This window comes from Microbacterium xanthum (assembly GCF_034531355.1).
Lineage (GTDB): Bacteria > Actinomycetota > Actinomycetes > Actinomycetales > Microbacteriaceae > Microbacterium > Microbacterium xanthum.
Genome location: NZ_JAWHUE010000003.1, coordinates 262,393 through 280,152, shown reverse-complemented (window position 1 = coordinate 280,152; position 17,760 = coordinate 262,393). Strand labels below are relative to the sequence as shown.

15 protein-coding genes and 1 tRNA gene are annotated in these 17,760 nt (G+C 70.0%); 7 read left to right on the top strand and 9 right to left on the bottom strand.

The features are described 5' to 3' along the window. The first annotated feature begins 5 nt into the window (after positions 1 to 5). Entirely contained in the window at positions 6 to 2,927 is a 2,922-nt protein-coding gene (locus RZO50_RS11420) for a UPF0182 family membrane protein (RefSeq protein ID WP_322599853.1), read from the top strand. Between the two features lie 62 nt (positions 2,928 to 2,989). Here the strand turns inward: RZO50_RS11420 and RZO50_RS11415 are convergent, their stop codons facing one another. The 7 genes from RZO50_RS11415 to RZO50_RS11385 form a co-directional block, all read right to left on the bottom strand. Continuing rightward, positions 2,990 to 3,883: a prenyltransferase gene (locus RZO50_RS11415; protein ID WP_322599852.1), complete on the bottom strand. Its 894-nt coding sequence runs from the start codon at positions 3,881 to 3,883 to the stop codon at positions 2,990 to 2,992. After that, positions 3,880 to 4,206 (bottom strand): lycopene cyclase domain-containing protein, encoded by a 327-nt coding sequence (locus tag RZO50_RS11410; protein WP_322599851.1) that lies wholly within the window; start codon positions 4,204 to 4,206, stop codon positions 3,880 to 3,882. Before RZO50_RS11410 ends, RZO50_RS11415 begins: the two co-directional genes overlap by 4 nt. Then, positions 4,203 to 4,553 (bottom strand): lycopene cyclase domain-containing protein, encoded by a 351-nt coding sequence (locus RZO50_RS11405; RefSeq protein WP_322599850.1) that lies wholly within the window; start codon positions 4,551 to 4,553, stop codon positions 4,203 to 4,205. The genes RZO50_RS11410 and RZO50_RS11405 overlap by 4 nt, the downstream gene beginning before the upstream one ends. A gap of 2 nt (positions 4,554 to 4,555) precedes the next feature. Further along, complete coding sequence (crtI, locus tag RZO50_RS11400; RefSeq protein ID WP_322599849.1) at positions 4,556 to 6,106, bottom strand: phytoene desaturase family protein; 1,551 nt, start codon at positions 6,104 to 6,106, stop codon at positions 4,556 to 4,558. Beyond that, the gene (locus RZO50_RS11395) at positions 6,103 to 6,978 is read right to left on the bottom strand and encodes a phytoene/squalene synthase family protein (protein ID WP_322599848.1); all 876 of its coding nucleotides are present in this window, start codon (positions 6,976 to 6,978) and stop codon (positions 6,103 to 6,105) included. Before RZO50_RS11395 ends, crtI begins: the two co-directional genes overlap by 4 nt. Further along, entirely contained in the window at positions 6,975 to 8,030 is a 1,056-nt protein-coding gene (locus RZO50_RS11390) for a polyprenyl synthetase family protein (RefSeq protein WP_322599847.1), read from the bottom strand. Before RZO50_RS11390 ends, RZO50_RS11395 begins: the two co-directional genes overlap by 4 nt. 149 nt (positions 8,031 to 8,179) lie before the next feature. Further along, a tRNA-Met gene (locus RZO50_RS11385) sits at positions 8,180 to 8,253 on the bottom strand. Positions 8,254 to 8,354: 101 nt separating this feature from the next. Between RZO50_RS11385 and RZO50_RS11380 the strand changes: the two genes are divergently transcribed. Then, entirely contained in the window at positions 8,355 to 8,873 is a 519-nt protein-coding gene (locus RZO50_RS11380; protein WP_322599846.1) for a DUF6328 family protein, read from the top strand. Beyond that, positions 8,870 to 9,667: a carbon-nitrogen hydrolase family protein gene (locus RZO50_RS11375; protein WP_322599845.1), complete on the top strand. Its 798-nt coding sequence runs from the start codon at positions 8,870 to 8,872 to the stop codon at positions 9,665 to 9,667. Before RZO50_RS11380 ends, RZO50_RS11375 begins: the two co-directional genes overlap by 4 nt. Before the next feature lie 16 nt (positions 9,668 to 9,683). Here RZO50_RS11375 and RZO50_RS11370 read toward each other — a convergent pair whose 3' ends face one another. Beyond that, positions 9,684 to 10,883, bottom strand: coding sequence for an aminotransferase class I/II-fold pyridoxal phosphate-dependent enzyme (locus RZO50_RS11370; RefSeq protein ID WP_322599844.1), 1,200 nt, complete (start codon positions 10,881 to 10,883; stop codon positions 9,684 to 9,686). 98 nt (positions 10,884 to 10,981) lie between these two features. Between RZO50_RS11370 and RZO50_RS11365 the strand changes: the two genes are divergently transcribed. The 3 genes from RZO50_RS11365 to RZO50_RS11355 are packed head-to-tail and all read left to right on the top strand — an operon-like array spanning position 10,982 to position 15,301. Beyond that, positions 10,982 to 12,532 carry a S1C family serine protease gene (locus tag RZO50_RS11365; RefSeq protein ID WP_322599843.1) on the top strand — a complete coding sequence of 517 codons (1,551 nt, stop codon included), beginning with the start codon at positions 10,982 to 10,984 and terminating at the stop codon, positions 12,530 to 12,532. 46 nt (positions 12,533 to 12,578) lie between these two features. Then, complete coding sequence (locus RZO50_RS11360; protein ID WP_322599842.1) at positions 12,579 to 13,850, top strand: CDP-glycerol glycerophosphotransferase family protein; 1,272 nt, start codon at positions 12,579 to 12,581, stop codon at positions 13,848 to 13,850. Beyond that, the gene (locus tag RZO50_RS11355; protein WP_322599841.1) at positions 13,847 to 15,301 is read left to right on the top strand and encodes a CDP-glycerol glycerophosphotransferase family protein; all 1,455 of its coding nucleotides are present in this window, start codon (positions 13,847 to 13,849) and stop codon (positions 15,299 to 15,301) included. Before RZO50_RS11360 ends, RZO50_RS11355 begins: the two co-directional genes overlap by 4 nt. Before the next feature lie 24 nt (positions 15,302 to 15,325). Here RZO50_RS11355 and RZO50_RS11350 read toward each other — a convergent pair whose 3' ends face one another. After that, positions 15,326 to 16,351 carry a glycosyltransferase family 2 protein gene (locus tag RZO50_RS11350; RefSeq protein ID WP_322600025.1) on the bottom strand — a complete coding sequence of 342 codons (1,026 nt, stop codon included), beginning with the start codon at positions 16,349 to 16,351 and terminating at the stop codon, positions 15,326 to 15,328. A 109-nt stretch (positions 16,352 to 16,460) separates the two neighbouring features. Between RZO50_RS11350 and RZO50_RS11345 the strand changes: the two genes are divergently transcribed. Then, positions 16,461 to 17,723, top strand: a complete 1,263-nt coding sequence (locus RZO50_RS11345; RefSeq protein WP_322599840.1) for a CDP-glycerol glycerophosphotransferase family protein — start codon at positions 16,461 to 16,463, stop codon at positions 17,721 to 17,723. Positions 17,724 to 17,760 lie beyond the last annotated feature (37 nt).

Sequence of the window (17,760 nt, the reverse complement as noted above, 5' to 3'; positions counted from 1 at the left end):
GACGGGTGACCACGACCTCAGCGCCGACCCCGGCCACGCCCTCCCGATCCCGCCGAATCATCGGCATCACCCTCGCGATCATCGCCGCGCTCGTCGTGGCGTTCTTCGTCTTCGCGGGCCTCTACGCAGACTGGCTGTGGTTCGCTCAGCTGGGCTTCGAGGAGGTGCTGGTCACGCAATGGGTGGCTCGCACCGTGATGTTCGTCGTCGGATTCCTCGGAATGGCGATCCCGGTCTGGGTGACCATCCAGCTCGCCTATCGGCTGCGCCCGGTGTATGCCCGCCTGAGTTCGCAGCTCGACCGTTACCAGGAGGTCGTCGAGCCGCTGCGTCGGCTGGCGATGTGGGGTATCCCGGTCTTCTTCGGGTTCTTCGCCGGCTTCGCCGCCTCCGCGCAGTGGGAGACGACCTGGTTGTGGTTCAACGGTGTGGCCACCAGCACGGTCGACCCCGAGTTCGGCCTCGACACCGGGTTCTATCTGTTCGCGCTGCCGTTCTACACGACCCTCGCCGGCTACGTCTCCGCCGTTCTGCTGATCTGCCTGCTCGTGACCGGACTGGTGTCATACCTGTACGGCTCGGTCCGGGTGGGCCAGCGGGAGCTGCGCATCTCGAAGTCGGCGCGGATCATGATCGCCGTCCTGGCCGGCCTCTATCTGCTGGTTCAGGGAGTGAGCCTCTACCTCGATCGCTACGCCACCATGGTCGAGCCCGGTGAGCGGATCACCGGTCCCGGCTACGTCGGCGTCAACGCCACCATCCCGGGTCTGACGATCCTGGCCATCGTCGCGGCGATCGTGGCCATTCTGTTCTTCGTCACCGCCGTCATCGGCCGCTGGCGCTTTCCCCTCATCGGTACCGCGCTGCTCGTGATCTCGGCGATCGTCGTCGGCGTCGGGATCCCGTGGGTGGTCAACACCTTCCAGGTGCAGCCGAACCAGCTGACCCTGGAGCGTGAGTTCTACCAGCGCAACGTCGACATGACCAAGGAGGCGTACGGGATCGACACGGTCGAGAAGACGCAGTTCCAGGCCGAGACGACCGCCGAGGCCGGACAGCTGCGAGACGACGCCGCGACGACTGCGCAGATCCGCATCATGGACCCGAGCATCATCGGCCCGACGATCCGTCAGCTCGAGCAGTACCGCGCGTTCTACCAGTTCCAGGACCCGCTGGATGTGGACCGCTACGAGATCGACGGCGTCTCGCAGGACACGATCATGTCGATCCGCGAGTTGAACATCGACCAGCTCGGTGCGGCGACGTCGTGGGAGAACACGACACTGACCTACACCCACGGGTACGGGCTGGTCGCCGCCGCCGGCAATGAGCGCACCACCGACGGCGACCCCGTGTTCCTGGAGCGCGGGATCCCCGCCCAGGGGTTCCTCTCCGCGCAGGAGGACTACCAGCCTCGCGTCTACTTCGGCGAGTACTCGCCGACATACTCGATCGTCGGTGCCCCGGAAGGATCCGATCCGATCGAGCTGGACTATCCGACCGGCGAGGACGGCGCTTCCGAGACCCGCACCACCTTCGAGGGCGACGGAGGCCCGAGCGTCGGCAACGCCTTCAACCGACTCGTGTACGCGATGAAGTTCCAGGCCGAGCAGATCCTCTTCTCCGACGCGATCAACGAGGAGTCCCAGATCCTCTACGACCGCGACCCCTCGGTCCGTGTGCAGAAGGTCGCGCCGTATCTCGAGCTGGACAGCGACCCGTACCCCAGCGTCGTCGACGGCCGCATCGTGTGGATCATCGACGGCTACACCCTGAGCGCCAACTACCCGTATTCGTCGACCGTGAGCCTGTCCTCCGCGATCTCGGACTCGACCAACCCCGCGCCCCGCTTCGCGCTGGACGACATCAATTACATCCGCAACTCGGTCAAGGCCACCGTGGACGCCTACGACGGGTCGGTCACCCTGTACGCGTGGGACGAGGAGGATCCGCTGCTGCAGGCATGGCAGAAGGTCTACCCGTCGAACCTGCAGTCCTATGAGGACATGTCGGCAGAGTTGATGGCCCACGTCCGCTATCCCACGGACCTGTTCAAGGTGCAGCGGGCGATGCTGCAGGTGTACCACGTCGACACCGCGCAGTCGTTCTACCAGCGTGACAACGCATGGGCGACGCCCGAAGACCCGCAGAGCGATGCGGAACTGCAGCCGCCGTACTACCTGACGATGCAGATGCCCGATCAGGACGAGCCGTCCTACTCGATGTTCACGACCTTCATCCCGTCCTCCGAGGGCGGCGCGAGCCGGAACGTCCTCATGGGCTACCTGGCGGTCGATTCGAACGCGGGCTCCGAGGAGGGGGTGATCGGCGACGGCTACGGCAAACTCCGTCTGCTCGAGATCTCGGCCGACACCACGGTCCCCGGGCCCGGACAGGTGCAGAACACCTTCGACTCGGACACGCTGGTCTCCTCCCAGATCAACCTGCTTCGCCAGGGGCAGTCCGAGGTGCTCAACGGAAACCTCCTGACGCTACCCGTCGGCGGTGGCTTGCTCTACGTGCAGCCGGTCTTCGTGCAGGCCTCGCAGGGCACTCAGCTGCCGCAGCTGCGGAAGGTGCTGGTCGCCTTCGGTGACGACATCGCCTTCGAGGACACCCTGGATGAGGCCCTGGACGCCCTGTTCGGCGGCGACTCGGGCGCCAGTGCCGGTGACGGCGACGTCGACCCGACGGACGTGCCCACACCCGACCCGAGTGACACCGACGACACGGGTGACACCGGTGACACCGGTGACACCGGCGGTTCGACCCCGACTCTCGAGTACGAGGCGGCTCTCGTCGAGGCGCAGCAGGCCATGCTCGATCGCGATGCCGCGCTGCAGGCCGGGGACTGGACGGCGTACGGTGAGGCCGACGCCCGTCTGACCGCGGCGGTGGACCGTCTGATCGAGCTCGGTGGCGAGTGAGCGGCTAGGAACACGGATCGAGGGGCGGCGGGGTCATCCCCGCCGCCCCTCGTCGTCCGGCCTCACGCGGTCAGCAGGGCATACCAGATCAACAGCAGCGTGGTCAGGAATCCGGCCAGCTGGTTGATCCAGAGGAATCGGTCCCAGCCGCGAGTGGCGGTGTGCGCGGTCTGGTCGGTGAGGTTCCGAAACGGCCACACCGCCACGAGGTAGGGCACCGCGATGAGCGCGCCCAACGGGCCCGGCCATGACGTCGCGAGCATCAGCGCGCCCGATGCGGCGTAGCACGCCAGCGCGAAGCGGACGGTCCACCGTGCACCGCGCGCAGTGGCGATCGAGGCGATGGCCGCTTCGCGGTCGGCGACGACATCCTGCACGGCGCCGAAGGCGTGCGAGGCGACACCCCACAGGGCGAACGCCGTGATCACGGCCCCCAGCGGCCAGGTCCATGTTGCGCCGGCCAGCACGAGCCCGTAGACGGCCGGTGAGAAGAAATGGATGCTGCTGGTGACGGAGTCGGCGAACGGGCGCTCCTTCAGTCGCAGCGGCGGTGCGCTGTAGAACACGACGAAGAACATGCTGGCGGCCAGGACGAGACCGGCCTGCCAGGTGCCGACGGCGGCCAGGTAGAGCAGGAACGGCGCGCAGCTCAGGCCCGCGGCCCACAGGGTGATGCGGTGCAGCCGTCGATCGAGGATCGCGCCGTGGGCACCGCCTTTGCGCGGGTTGCGCAGGTCGGATTCGTAGTCGAAGACGTCATTGATGCCGTACATCGCCAGGTTGTAGGGCACGAGGAAGAACAACGTGCCCACGATGAGGGTGAGGTCGATCTCTCGCGTGGTGAGCAGGTAGGCGGCGGCGAACGGATAGGCGGTATTGATCCAGCTGACCGGTCGGGACGAGACGAACAGTTGCGACAGGACGCCGGCGGGGCGAAGGGGCGCGGGGGTGCTCATGCGGAGGTCTCCCGGGGTGGGTGGGCGGCGCGGGCCTGGAACATCGCCCAGACGGCCGGGACGAGGAAGGCTGCGCACAGCGGGTAGGAGAAGTCTTCCAGGGGAGCCAGGCCCACGCGAAGTCCGCTGAGATGTTCGTCGGGATAGCTGAACAGTCCCGCGGCGATCATGACGTTGTCGAACACGGCGGTGAGCACGCACAGCGCCGCCGCCGCCAGACCGGATGCGGCCATCCGCCGGCCGAAACGGGGAAGTCGCACGGTGGCGAGGGTCACCACCGCGGTGACGAGTGCGAACGGGAGGACGATGAGGGCGTAGGTCATGAGGCCTGTCCGTCCACGGTGCGGCGGGGACGGTCGTGCCGCGTGAAGACGCGGAGAGCAGCCGACCAGCAGACCACGGCGAGGTAGCTCAGGAAGATCAGGAAGACCAGTTCCTCCAGCGGCAGGTGGGGAGCCAGGTCGATCCCGAGATAGAGGGGGCTGTCGCCCTTGACGAACACGCCGGACGCGATCCCCACGAGGTCCCATGCGAGGAAGAACGCCGCTCCGATGGCCGTGACGGCACCCGTCCGACACGGGTGGGCACGCACGGCGAGCGCGAACCGCAGGTCGAGCAGGACGACGCCCGCCAGAGACAGCAGGATCGCGATGAGATAGGTTCCGGGCACCCCTAGAGCTCCGCGGGCGCCGGCTCGGCGATCGGACCTGCCGTGCGGTCGCCCCGCAGGCGCTTGACGACCAGCTCCGCGGAGATGAGGCACATCGGCAGGCCGATCCCCGGAAGTGCCGACGTGCCCGCGTAGGCGAGGTTCGACACGCGGCGCGACATGTTGCGTGGACGGAACATCGCGCTTTGTCCGAGCGTGTGCGCGAGTCCCAGGGAGTTCCCTCGCCACGAGTTCAGGTCGGTCGCGAAGTCGCCGGGCGAGATGGTGCGTCGCACCACGATGCGCCCTGCGAGGTCGGGGATGCCCGCCCACGAACCGATCTGCTCGATCACCCGGTCGGCGGCGGCTTCGATGCGCGGGTCGCCGTCGCCTTCGGTGCCACCGTGGCCGAGCCCCGGATCGGCCGGGATGGGGACGAGAACGAAGAGGTTCTCGTGGCCCGCCGGGGCGACGGTGGCGTCGCTGGCACTCGGCCGGCAGATGTAGATCGACGCCGGATCGGGGATGCGCGGACGGTCGCCGAAGATGTCGTCGAAGTTGGTGCGCCAGTCGTCGGTGAACATCAAGGTGTGGTGGGCCAGCTCCGGGATCCGGCCTTCGACGCCGAGCAGGAGGAGCAGTGCGCCGGGACTCGGCGTGCGCTTGTCCCACCACGACGAGGGGTAGCTCTGCAGCCGCTCGGGCAGCAGTTCTGTCTCGGTGTGATGCAGATCGGCGGTGGAGACGACCAGATCCGCTTCGAGCTCGCGGCCGTCGGCGAGGCGGACGCCGGTGGCCCGAGCGCCCTCGGTGGTGATCGCGGCGACGGGTGTGCCGGTGTATACAACGACCCCACGTGCGCGGGCGAGGCGCTCGATCGCCGCGATGACGGTGGTGAACCCGCCCTGGGGGTAGAGCACGCCCTCGTCGAGGTCGAGGTGGCTCATGAGGTGGTAGAGACTGGGGACGGCATAGGGCGAGCCGCCGAGGAAGACCGCGGGATAGCCGAGGATCTGCTGCAGCATCCGGTCGGAGAAGCGTTTGTCGATGTGGCTGGCGAGGGTGCGGGTCAGCAACGGGGCCAGCTGGGGCACGCGGCGCAGGATCGCGGGGTCGCGCAGACCCGCGGTGGTCTCGTACGTGTCGTACAGGAAGCGCCCGACGGCGAGGTCGTAGGCGTCGCCTGCGGAATCGAGGTACGACGCGAGTCTGTCCCCGGCGCCCGGCTCGATGCTCTCGAACAGCGCGGTTGCCTCCTCGCGGCCGGAGCGCACGTCGATGGGGGAGCTTCCCGGCGGGCCGTACACCCGGTAGGCGGGGTCGAGTGGGACGAGATCGAGCTCGGCCTCCGCGGTCGTGCCCAGCAGGCGGAAGAAGTGGTCGAAGACCTCGGGCATCAGATACCAGCTCGGTCCGGTGTCGAAGCGGAACCCGTCCTGCTCCCACGACCCGGCGCGCCCGCCCAGTTCGTCACGCCCCTCCACCACGGTGACCTCGTGGCCTTCCTCGGCCAGGAGGGCGGCGGTGGCGAGGCCGGCGATCCCTCCACCGATGACGATCGTTCGTTGCGTCATGACGCTCGTGCTCCTCTCGGGGCGAGCCCCAGCCAGGCCCGCGCGGCGAGCCGGGCCTTCACGGGATCGGGGACGCGCACGCGGGCACGGGCGGTCTCGCCCTCGCGCCGCAGTCGCATCGACAGTTCGGCGAACAGATCGTGCGCGGCGGTGACGGCGCGGCGGCAGTCCGCCGGCAGGGCGGACACCATCGCGGCCGCCGCCGCCAGATCGGCGTCGATGCGGTCGAGCACCGCCGTGCGTGTCGCCGTTCCGGTGTCGATCCCGAGGTAGTCGCGTCCCAGCGCGTCTTCGTCGAAATCGAGGTCGCGCAGGAAATTGACGTCCTGGAAGGCGGCGCCCAGCCGGCGGGCGCCCTCCACGAGGTCGCCCGGGGCGGGGGCGGGATGCGGCTGTCCGGCGTTGACGAACACCTGCAGGCACATCAGGCCCACCACCTCGGCGGAGCCGTACACGTAGGCGTCGTGGGACGACGGGTCGTGTTCGTGCGTGGTGATGTCCACGCGCATCGACCGGAAGAAGGGCTCGATGAGGTCCTGTCCGATCCCGCACTCCCGTGCGGTGCGGGCGAAGGCGTGGACGATGAGGTTGGCGCTGAATCCCTGTGCGATCGCGCGATAGGTCTCGGTCTCGAGGTCGTCCAGCACCTGCCGCTGCGCGGCCGCGTCGAGCCCGGCGTCCTCGCCGGGACCGTCGACGATCTCGTCGGCGACGCGGACCAGCGCGTAGATGTTCCGCACGTGCGGCCGGGGCCGCGGACCGAGCAGACGGCAGGCCAGGGCGAACGATGTGGAGTACCGCGAGATCACGGCAGCCGCGGCAGCCTGCGCCGTGCGGTCGTAGAGCTCCAGGCCCGTCGGTGCACCGCTCACGGGATGCGCTCCCTCACCTGCTCGGCGAGGTCGCCCAGCAGGTTCTCGACGGCGGGCGGAAGCGTCGGGTCGCCGGCGTGGCGGACGGCTTCGGCGAGGGTGTCGTCGATCACCGTCCGCAGCCGCTGCCGCGCGCCGCTGCTCTCGAGGAGCCGCTGTGCCTGGCGCACCGCGACGGGTCCGGTGTGGGCGACCGCCACGGCTGCATCCACCCGCGCCCACTCAGCGCTCTCGCGTGCGTAGGCGATCAGCGGAGTCCGTTTCGCCTCTCGGAGATCGACGCCTTCGTCCTTGCCGGCGGCGTGCGCGGTTCCGAAGGCTCCGATGAGGTCATCCACCAGCTGGAAGGCCAGTCCGATCCGTCCCCCGGCGACACCGAGGCGTTCGACGGCGAGCGGTCCGGCGTCCGCGAGGAGCGCGCCGGCGCGCAGGGGCGCGGAGAAGGAGTACACCGCGGTCTTGTTGTAGGCGGCGGCGAAGATCGATGCACTGTCGGCGACGTCTGCCGCGACGGCGTTGCCGACGTCGGCGAGCTCGCCGGCGGCCGAGACGTAGACGGCTTCGTCGAACTCGTCCAGAAGTGCGCGACGCACCGGTTCCGGTGCGGGGGAGAGCGCGATGATGCGTTGCGCCTCGTGCAGGAGCAGATCGCCCGCGAGGATCCCCGCGGCGTCTCCCAAGAGCGAGGCGCCGTCCTCGTCGGCGCCGGTGTCGAGGGCGCGGTCTCGGAACTCGCCACCGATGTTGGGGACGCCCCGGCGCACGATGTCGTGGTCGATGACGTCGTCGTGGGCGACGAACGCCGTGTGCAGGAGCTCGAACGCCGCCGCCGTGTCGTACACGCCGAGCGCGTCGGCGTCTGCCCCGCCGAACGCCCGGAAAGAGGCGACGACGAGAGCGGGTCGGAAGCGCTTGCCTCCGCCCGCAGCGCGTTCGATGGCGGCGCCGAGCGCCGCCATGTCGGTGCCGAGTCCGGTGGCGCGCGCTCGGACCCGCGCGAGGCTGCGCGCGATGGCTTCATCGGTCGCTGCGCGAGCGTCGGTGTCGATCATCGGCGCCTTTCCACATTGCTAGTTTGCCTAGCAATACTTCTTGGGTCCGATGCTACCTGTCGGTCCGGGCGGGTGTCCACGCGTGGCAGGCGGCGTCGAGATCGTGTATGCAGAAGGCCCGGATCCTGATGGATCCGGGCCTTCGTCCGTTGCGGGGACAGGATTTGAACCTGCGACCTCTGGGTTATGAGCCCAGCGAGCTACCGAACTGCTCCACCCCGCGGCACAAGAGAAAAGCCTAGCACGGGCTTTTGGGGCTGTCGAATCGGCCCCAGAATCGTGGTCTCCGTTGCCCGGCGGGGGACGCGCGACGAGGATGACGGCATGGCTGAACCGTCCGCATCCGACCTCTCAGAGGACCGACGCGAGGGGCGCGATGAAACACCGTACGAACGCGCCGACCGCAACTGGAACGAGATGCTGCAGGAACTGCGGGTGCTGCAGACAGGCGCGCAGATCCTCGCCGGCTTCCTCCTCGCCCTCGCCTTCCAGCCGGCGTTCGGCGACCTCGACGACGGGCAGCGGGTGCTCTACCTGTCGCTCGTCGTGCTGGCCGGGGTCACCTCGATCACCGCGCTGGCGCCGGTGGCCGTGCACCGGCTCCTGTTCCGTCAGCGGGTGAAGGCAGAGGTGGTCTCCCTCGGCCATGCCGCTGTCATCGCCGCGCTCGTGCTCGTGGCGGTCCTCGTCATCGGCGTGGTCGCGTTCGTCTTCGACGTCGTCCTCGGCGGATCCGCCGCGTGGCTCATCCTGGCCGCGCTCGGTACGCTCGTGATCGCCGCGTGGGTCCTCGCCCCTCTCGTGGTGCGCACCCGCCGGCGAGAGGAAAGGGGGAGCGCATGAGCGTCGCCGTCGCCGTCGCGCAGTTCGCGCCCGCCGCCGACACCGACCGCAACATCGGCGAGATCGGCGACCTCGTCGCCGTCGCCGCCGAACGGGGTGCCCGTGTGGTCGTTCTGCCGGAGTACTCCAGCTACTTCATCGACCCGTTCGATGCCACTCTCCGCGACCAGGCCCAGCCGGTCGACGGGCCCTTCGGGGCCGCGCTGCGCGATCTGGCCGCCGCTCACGGTGTGACCGTCGTCGCCGGGCTCCTCGAGGAGGGAAACGGGGACCGCGTACGCAACACCGTCGTCGCGGTGGATGAGACCGGCCTGGTGGCCGCCTATCGGAAACTGCACCTCTACGACGCCTTCGGTCAGCGCGAGTCCGACTGGGTGGAGCCGGGCGAGATCGTCGACCCGCCGGTGTTCTCCGTGGACGGGATGCGTTTCGGGATCATGACGTGCTACGACCTGCGCTTCCCCGAGGTGACGCGGCTCTTGGCCGACGCCGGGGCAGAGGTCGTTCTCGTCGCCGCCGAGTGGGTGCGGGGGCCGATGAAGGAGGCCCACTGGCGCACACTGCTGCACGCGCGTGCGATCGAGAACACGTTCTTCGTCGCGGCGGCCGACCACCCGCCGCCCCTGGGCGTGGGGCAGTCGATGGTCGTCGACCCGCAGGGGGCTGAGATCGCCGCGGTGGGCACCGGCACCGGAGTCGCCGTGGCGCACCTGGATCCCGAGGCCATCACGCGCGTGCGACGCGTGAACCCCGCGCTGGCGCTGCGCCGGTTCGCGGTCGTCCCACGGGGCTAGCCCGCTCCGACATCTTTCAGACCATCGACGCGAGCCGGGCTCCGGCCTCGCGGATGACGTCTTCTTTCTTGCACGCGGCGAAGCGCACGAGCGTGGCGTACTCGGCGCGGCGCGCATCGGTGACGAACGCGGTCAGCGGCACCGCGACCACACCGGCACGGGCGGGCAGGCTGCGGCAGAAGTCGTCGGCGTCGTGCGCGCCCAGCGGACCGGCATCGGCGACGGTGAAATACGACCCGGCGGGCCGCGACACCGAGAAGCCGGCTTCGGCGAGCCCTTCGCCGAGCAGATCGCGTTTTCGTCGGAGGGTGTCGGCGATGCCGGTGAAGAAGGTATCGGGCAGGCGCAGCCCCGCGGCGATGGCCGGCTGGAACGGTGCGCCGTTGACGTAGGTGAGGTACTGCTTGACGGTCATCACCGCGTCGACGAGATCGGCGGGGCCGGTGGCCCAACCGATCTTCCACCCGGTCGTCGCGAAGGTCTTGCCGGCGGAGGAGATCGAGATCGTGCGTTCGCGTGCGCCCGGCAGGTTCTGCATCACGGTGCGTTCGCCCTCCAGGACGAGGTGCTCGTACACCTCGTCGGTGACGATGAACGCGTCGTGCCGCTCCGCCAGCGCGACCACGCGTTCCAGAACCTCGCGGGCGAAGACCGTCCCGGTGGGGTTGTGCGGATCGTTGACCAGGATGACGCGCGTGCGGTCGCCCACGGCGGCTGCCAGGTCGTCGAGATCGGGTTGGAAGTCGGGCCACCGCAGCGGAACGGTCACCAGGCGTGCGCCGGCGAGTGCGACCAGCGCCGCGTACGCGTCGTAGTACGGCTCGAACACGACGACTTCGTCGTCGGGTGAATCGATGAGGGCGAGGAGTGCGGCGGCGAGGCCTTCGGTGGCGCCGGCCGTGGCGATGATCTCGGTGCCCGGATCGAGACGGACGCCGTCGAACCGCGCCCGATGCTCGGCGACCGCCTGGAGGAAGTCGGGGAAGCCGCGCCCGGGAGGGTACTGATTGACGCCGTCGGTGATCGCGCGCCGGGCGGCCTCCAGGACCTCGGGCGGCCCATCCTCGTCCGGGAAGCCCTGTCCGAGGTTGATCGCACCGGAACCGGCCGCCAGGACCGACATCTCGGCGAAGATGGTGGGGGAGGCCACGCCGTCCGCATTCAACAGGCCTGCGCCCCGTGCGGTGCGTCGCCAGGCGCCGGGTATCTCTCGCATCCGGCCCAGGCTACTCGCATAGAGGCATCCCATCTCGGGCATAGGGAACCCACAGGCTCGCTCGGCATCGTTGTCGACGTCAGGCAGAAGGAGCAGCAATGACCGAGAACCAGGGCGAGCGCCCCGAAGACCGCACCCCCGAGGACCCGCAGGCCGGCGCCGTGTGGCAGCCGCCCGCTCAGCCACCCCTGCCGACCACTCCGGCCGCCGACGGCTATCCCCCGCGGCCGGTCCCGGGCCCGCAGGACCGCGCCGCCGACGCGGCGTCGCAGACGCCCGAGGCCGCGCCGGCACAGCCGACGGCATCGTCGGCACCGATCGATCCGGGCCCGACCGCGCAGGGTGTGCCGCCGCGTCCGCAGCCGCCGTACGGCCAGTACGCCTTCGGTCCCGCCCAGGGCACGCCGACGGGCACCCAGCAGACGCTGCCTCTCGGCGAGGCGCCCGTGTCGCAGAAACGCCAGAAGCTCGGCGCCGGCAAGGTCGTCGGCATCATGGTCGCCGCCGCGATCGTCGGCGGTGCGGCGGGCCTGGGCGGGGCATACGCCGGAGCGACCCTGTTCTCGTCCACGAGCGAGACCACCGTCGCCGGCCCCTCGACCGTGACCGTCAACGACACCGACTCGGTGAATCAGACCACCGGCATCGCCGCGAAAGTCGTCCCGAGCGTCGTGACGATCTCGGCGAACAACGGCAGCACCGGGGGCACGGGTTCGGGTGTGGTGCTCAGCGAAGACGGCTACGTCGTCACCAACACACACGTCGTCACCCTCGACGGAGCGACGGCGGACGCGTCGATCTCGGTCACGACGTCGGACGGTCGCGTCTTCAGCGCCACCATCGTCGGCACCGACCCGATCTACGATCTCGCGGTGATCAAGCTCGAGGGCGCCGAAGACCTCACGCCCATCGACTTCGCCTCCTCCGCCGATCTCAACGTCGGCGACACCACCGTCGCCGTCGGCGCGCCGTTGGGGCTGTCCAACACCGTCACCACGGGGATCGTGAGCGCCCTCAACCGGTCGATCCAGATCGCCTCCTCGGCCGCGCCCGACACCGAGCAGGACGAGACGCAGGACGACGGCAACGACCGGACCCCGCCGTTCTACTTCGACTTCGGCGACGAGGGGCAGCAGCCCACCGCCACCGAGACCATCTCGATCGCCGTGATCCAGACCGACGCGGCCATCAATCCGGGGAATTCCGGCGGCGCGCTCGTCGACGATGAGGGGAACCTCATCGGCATCAACGTCGCGATCGCCTCCGCAGGCAGCTCCTCGGAGTCGGGCTCGATCGGTGTCGGGTTCTCCATCCCCTCGGACGTGGTGCAGCGCATCACCGACGAGATCATCGCGGAGGGCAGCGCGACGCACGGTCTGCTGGGGGCGAGCGTCATGCCTGCCGCGTCGGTCGAGGGGGCGACGATCTCGGGTGCGTATCTCGCCGATGTCTCCGAGGGCGGCGCCGCTGCCGCTGTCGGCCTGCAGATCGGTGACATCGTGACGGGCTTCAACGGCGTGCCGATCACCGACGCGACCGACCTCACCGCTCAGGTCCGCGCAGCCGCCGCCGGCAGCGCTGCCACGGTGACCTTCGTGCGCGACGGAGAGACCCGATCCGTCGAGGTGACCCTCGGCGAACTCGGCTGACCCCCGCTTCCGCAGCACCGACGCCACCCCGCGATAGGCTCGCGGGGTGGCGTCCTTCTCGTTCGGCGCGGGGAATGCGCGCAAACTCCTGAGCATCCCGCTCTACGCCCTCGGACGCGTCGCGACCCTCGCCATCCCGCGCTCTCGCGACCGCTGGGTGTTCGGATGCGCGGTCGGCGTCGCAGACGGCGCACTCGCGCTGTGGAACGTCGCCGCCGACGACCTGGCGGGACGGGCGACCTGGCTGGTCGCGGATGCCGCCCAGGCCGCGCAGGCGGACCGGCGCGGCATCCCGTGGGTGCGGAAGAACTCCGTCCGCGGATTCTGGTGTACCGCGCGCGCCCGCGTGGTCGTCGTCACGCACGGCTTCGGCGATGTGCAGCGCTACGCCGTCACCGGCGCCTTCGTCGTGCAGCTGTGGCACGGGATCCCCCTCAAACGCATCGGTCTGGATTCGCCCGTGACCCTCCGCAGCGGGATCCTCCCTGCGTCCCCGTGGGTGCGCGCGTTGCTGGCATGGATGTACCGCGGGGCCGCCCGGCGGATCAGCCTCGTGCCCGCTGCGTCCCATCGGGTCCGCGGCCGCCTCGAGTCCGCTTTCGCGCTCGCCGATGCGAAGGTCCCCGTCACCGGCGAACCCCGCGTGGACGTCCTGTCCGCGGGACGTGCCATCGAGCGGCGGCGATCGGCCCTCGCGTCGTTCTCCGACCCCTCTGACGCGGCGCGGCGTCGGGTGCTGTACGCGCCGACATGGCGGGATGGCGAGCCCGATCCGGCGGTCCCCGATGACGAGGAGTGGCAGGCGATCGCGGAGGTCTTGGAGCGCCACGACGCGGTGCTGCACATCCGCTCGCACCCGCTGGGCGCCGGAGAGTATGCGCCGCCGGCCGGTCTCTCCGGCGGACGGATCCGGATGCTGGGCACCGATCTCGTCGCCGACGTCACCCCGCTGCTGCCGGGTTTCGACGCGCTCGTGACCGACTACTCCTCGCTCGTGTTCGACTCGGCACTGGTGCCCCTGCCGGTGGTCTTCCTCGCCCCCGACATCGACCGCTACGCCGCGGAACGTGGCTTCTACGGCTCGTACCGCGATATCGCCGGCGACGATGTCGCGACCTCGTGGGCGCAGGCGGCCGCTCAGCTCGATGCGGTGTTCGCCGATCCGGCCGAGCACGAACGCCGTCTCGCTCGCGCGCGAACCCTGGACGCACGGATGCATGCCCACCGCGACGGCGGGAACGCCGCGCGGGTGTACCGTGCCATTCTGGTCGCGCTCGCCGACGAGCGGTGCGCCTGCGCAAGAAAGGCGATCCGATGATCCAGGCCCGCTTCGACGGTGGCGACGAACCCGCGCTCGTGCTCACCGGCACCGGCCCACGTCCTCGCGCGGTGGACCTGGCCGGGGCACGCGCGCGCACCACCGCGCGCCTGACCGGCCGCGGCAAGACGTGGCGCGCGGTGCTGCCCCTCACCGCGTCACGGTGGGGTGGGCCGTCGTTGCCGGTCCCTGCCGGCGACTACCGCGTCGAGATCACCCCGGCGGACGGGGAGGAGACCCCCACATCGATTCAGGAGGTGCCGAGCACGCACCTGGGTGGCCTGCGTGCGCAGCTGGCCGCAGGCATCCTCACCGCCGGCCCGCCCCTGGACCCGGCATATGACTCGGGCGAGGGCCAGGATGCCCTGGAACGCCGCTACGCGACACGCCCCGGCGGGCTCGAGAACGCGGTGTTCTTCGAGAGCTTCTACGGGCGCAACGCCGGCTGCAACCCCCTCGCCATCGACCGCGAGTTGGCGCGCCGTGCGCCCCATGTGACTCGTTACTGGAGCGTCGTGGACCTGTCGGTGCGCGTGCCCGATGGGGCGATCGCCGTCGTCGAGGGGAGCCCGGAGTGGTGGCGCGCCCGCGGGCGCAGTCGGCTGCTCGTCGTCAACGACTGGCTTCGGCGCCGCTTCGTCCGGACACGCGGCCAGGTCGTGCTCCAGACGTGGCACGGCACTCCGCTGAAGCGTCTGGCCCTGCACCGGCCCGGATTCGACCCGCGGCGCATGGCCGCGGTGTTCAAGGAGTCGCGACGATGGAATGTCCTCCTGGCCCAGAACCCCTACGCGGCGAAGGTGCTCGGCAAGGCTTACGCGTTCCTCACCCGGCCGATCTGGATCGAGGGGTATCCCCGGAATGACGTGCTCGTGCGCGGTGACGACGGCGCCACGCGCCGCGCGCTCGGGATCGCGCCCGATGAGCGGGTCCTGCTCTACGCGCCGACGTGGCGCGACGACCGGCGCGAGATCGTCGACTTCGTCGACCCGGCGGGCCTTGCCGCCCGAACCGGAGCGGTCGTCCTCGTGCGCGGCCACTCCCGCACGCTGCATCCGGGGAGGGACGCCGAGGGGCCGCGCGTGATCGATGTCACGGGTTATCCCGACACCGCCGGTCTCCTGCTGGCTGCCGACGCCCTCATCACCGACTATTCCTCGGTGATGTTCGACTTCAGCGTCACGGGGAAACCGATGTACTTCCTCGTGCCGGACCTCGAACGCTACCGCGGGGAGCTCCGCGGCTTCTACTTCGACCTGGCCGAACGGGCCCCGGGGCCGCTGGTGCGCACCCAAGACGAACTCGTCGCGGCGTTGGGGCGAAATGATTCCCCGCGGTACGAGGAGCGGTACGCCCGCTGGCGCGCGACGTTCAACGCACGCGACGACGGCCATGCCGCGGAGCGCGTGGTCGACCGCATCCTCGACCAGGGGTATGTCGACCCCGCGTGAGCCCGACTTCTGCCACGGGAGACCTCAGGGGAGCGGGGTGTTGCGTCCGCCCAGCCGCGAGGTGTCGACGGTGTCGTCGGCGCCGCGAACGGTGCCGACGAGGAACCCCGCGCCCCACGCGAGGTGCATGGTGGGAAGCACCGCGAGGGTCCAGAGTTTGTCTCGCCAACCGGATCCGCCGCCGCGACCGGCGGCGACCGCGCTGATGAGCACCGCGTACGCGAGGACGGGCAGATAGAGCGCGGCGGCCAGCCACGCCCAGGCTCCGGACAGCACGCGCGTCAGCTGCAGGGCGCCGGCCACGACCGCTGACGACGAAGCGACCACCAGGGCCGGCGGGGCGAAGAAGCGCAGCGAGTTGGTCCGACCGTAACGCCGCACGAGCTCACCGCGCCAACGGCCGGTGGCGAAGAACTGCCGAGCCAAGCGGGTCCAGCTGTCGCGCGGCCAATAGGTCACCGCCAGTGCCGGGTCGAACCACACGCGGTGGCCGGCTCGGCGGATCCGCAGGTTCAACTCCCAGTCTTCGCCGCGGCGGATGCTCTCGTCGAACAGGCCGACTTCTTCGAGGACCTCGCGCCGCATGACTCCGAGGTAGGCCGATTCGGCTTCGCCCTCGGTGGCGCCGCCGTGGTAGGCGCCACCGCCGAGGCCGATGGGGGAGTTGTAGGCGCGAGCCACGGCCCGTTGGAACGGTGTCCGGCCGTCGGCACGCATGACACCGCCCACGTTGGCGGCCCCCACGCGGTTGAGGGTCTCCAGCGCGCGCAGGGTGTAGCCGGGTTCGAGCTCCGAGTGCGCATCCACCCGGACGATCACCGGATGCGCGCCGGCACGGATGGCCAGATTCAGCCCCACGGGGATGTCGGCGGCGGGGTTGTGCACGACGCGGACGCGGGGGTCTTCGGCGGCCAGCTCGGCGGCGACCGATTCGGTGCCGTCGGAGGAGGGCGCCAGGGCGAGGATGAGTTCCAACGGACCGGGGACCTGCTGGGACAGGACCGATTCGACCGCCCGGCGCAGGTACGCCCTCTCGTTGAGGACCGGCATCACGAAGGTCACGCCGGTGGCGTCCGAGACCTCCGGCGCATCCTCGCGCCCGGGCTGGTGGACATGCACCCGACGATCATGTCATGCGGGGCCTGGGTAGGCTGGGAGGGTGAGTGTGGTGACCGACGCGCGCAAGGCGATCGCTCTGCTCCGGAAGGCCGTCGATCAGCGACGCGCCGTCCGGGACGTCAAGCGGCGGGTCGCGGCTCAGCCGCCGCATCGCGGCCGGCACTACCGTGTCGCGGTCTACTTCGCCGACGGCGATGTGAACATGTATCAGATGCGGCAGTGGTACAAGCCGCTGGCGGAGCTGTCGAAGACGTGGCCCGTCGTCGTCCTGAGCCGTGCGGTGACGGGGGCGTCGGCGCTCCTTTCCGACGGTGCGCTCCCGGTGGCTTTCGTGCCGACGGTGCGGCACCTGGAGCAGTTCGTCGCCGAGCAGGACATCCGCGTGGTGCTCTACGTGAACCAGAACACCCGTAACTTCCAGATGTTCCGCTACGGGCGGCGTTGGCACGTGTTCATCAACCACGGTGAGTCCGACAAGATGTACATGACCACCAATCAGTTCAAGGCGTACGACTACGCCTTCGTCGCCGGCGACGCCGCGCGCCGGCGACTCTCGCGCGTCCTGTGGGGCTACGACCTCGAGGCGCGGACGATCGAGATCGGTCGTCCGCAGGCGGACCACTACTCCGGTGCCACCCCCTACACGCCCGACGAGCGGACCGTCGTCCTATATGCGCCCACGTGGGAGGGTGACCGGCCCTCGGCGCACTACGGTTCGATCCGCACCCACGGGGAGGCGCTGGTGAAGGCGCTGCTGCAGACGGGCAGGCACCGCGTGATCTATCGTCCGCACCCGCGGTCCGGTGTCGTGGATCCGGAATACGGCGCCGCCAATCGACGCATCGTCGCCGCGCTTGCGGAGGCCAACGACGCCGATCCGTCCGCACAGCACGTCTTCGACGACGGCCCGGACCTCGGCTGGCAGCTCGCCGCGGCCGACGTCGCCGTGGTGGACATCTCGGCGATGGTCTACGACCGCCTCGCGGCCGACAAGCCGCTGCTGGTGACGCGCCCCGCCGACCCCGCGGCGGCGGTGGACACACACGGCTACCTGTCGGCATGCGAGTGGCTGGATGCCGGACTCGCCGCCCACATCGTCGAGCAGACCGATCGGGTGCTCGCCGATCCGGAGGCCGTGGCCCGGCTCGAGCACTGGGTGCGGCACTACTTCGGCGACACGTCTCCCGGTGCGGCCACCGCACGCTTCCACCAAGCCGTGGCGCACCTGATGGACGAATGGGAGCGGTGGGATCGCCTGGACGACGAGCAGCACGATCCGGAAGAGGCCGAGCTCGACGCCTGACTCCGGCCGTTGGACGGATGCGAGCCCGCTCGTCGTC

What these genes read in the sequence shown, in the direction of transcription:
- crtI (WP_322599849.1), bottom strand. Translation starts at nt 6,106, where the DNA reads ATGACGCAACGAACGATCGTCATCGGTGGAGGGATCGCCGGCCTCGCC.
- RZO50_RS11350 (WP_322600025.1), bottom strand. Translation starts at nt 16,351, where the DNA reads ATGCCGGTCCTCAACGAGAGGGCGTACCTGCGCCGGGCGGTCGAATCG.
- RZO50_RS11370 (WP_322599844.1), bottom strand. Translation starts at nt 10,883, where the DNA reads ATGCGAGAGATACCCGGCGCCTGGCGACGCACCGCACGGGGCGCAGGC.
- RZO50_RS11365 (WP_322599843.1), top strand. Translation starts at nt 10,982, where the DNA reads ATGACCGAGAACCAGGGCGAGCGCCCCGAAGACCGCACCCCCGAGGAC.
- RZO50_RS11390 (WP_322599847.1), bottom strand. Translation starts at nt 8,030, where the DNA reads ATGATCGACACCGACGCTCGCGCAGCGACCGATGAAGCCATCGCGCGC.
- RZO50_RS11355 (WP_322599841.1), top strand. Translation starts at nt 13,847, where the DNA reads ATGATCCAGGCCCGCTTCGACGGTGGCGACGAACCCGCGCTCGTGCTC.
- RZO50_RS11410 (WP_322599851.1), bottom strand. Translation starts at nt 4,206, where the DNA reads ATGACCTACGCCCTCATCGTCCTCCCGTTCGCACTCGTCACCGCGGTG.
- RZO50_RS11375 (WP_322599845.1), top strand. Translation starts at nt 8,870, where the DNA reads ATGAGCGTCGCCGTCGCCGTCGCGCAGTTCGCGCCCGCCGCCGACACC.
- RZO50_RS11380 (WP_322599846.1), top strand. Translation starts at nt 8,355, where the DNA reads ATGGCTGAACCGTCCGCATCCGACCTCTCAGAGGACCGACGCGAGGGG.
- RZO50_RS11415 (WP_322599852.1), bottom strand. Translation starts at nt 3,883, where the DNA reads ATGAGCACCCCCGCGCCCCTTCGCCCCGCCGGCGTCCTGTCGCAACTG.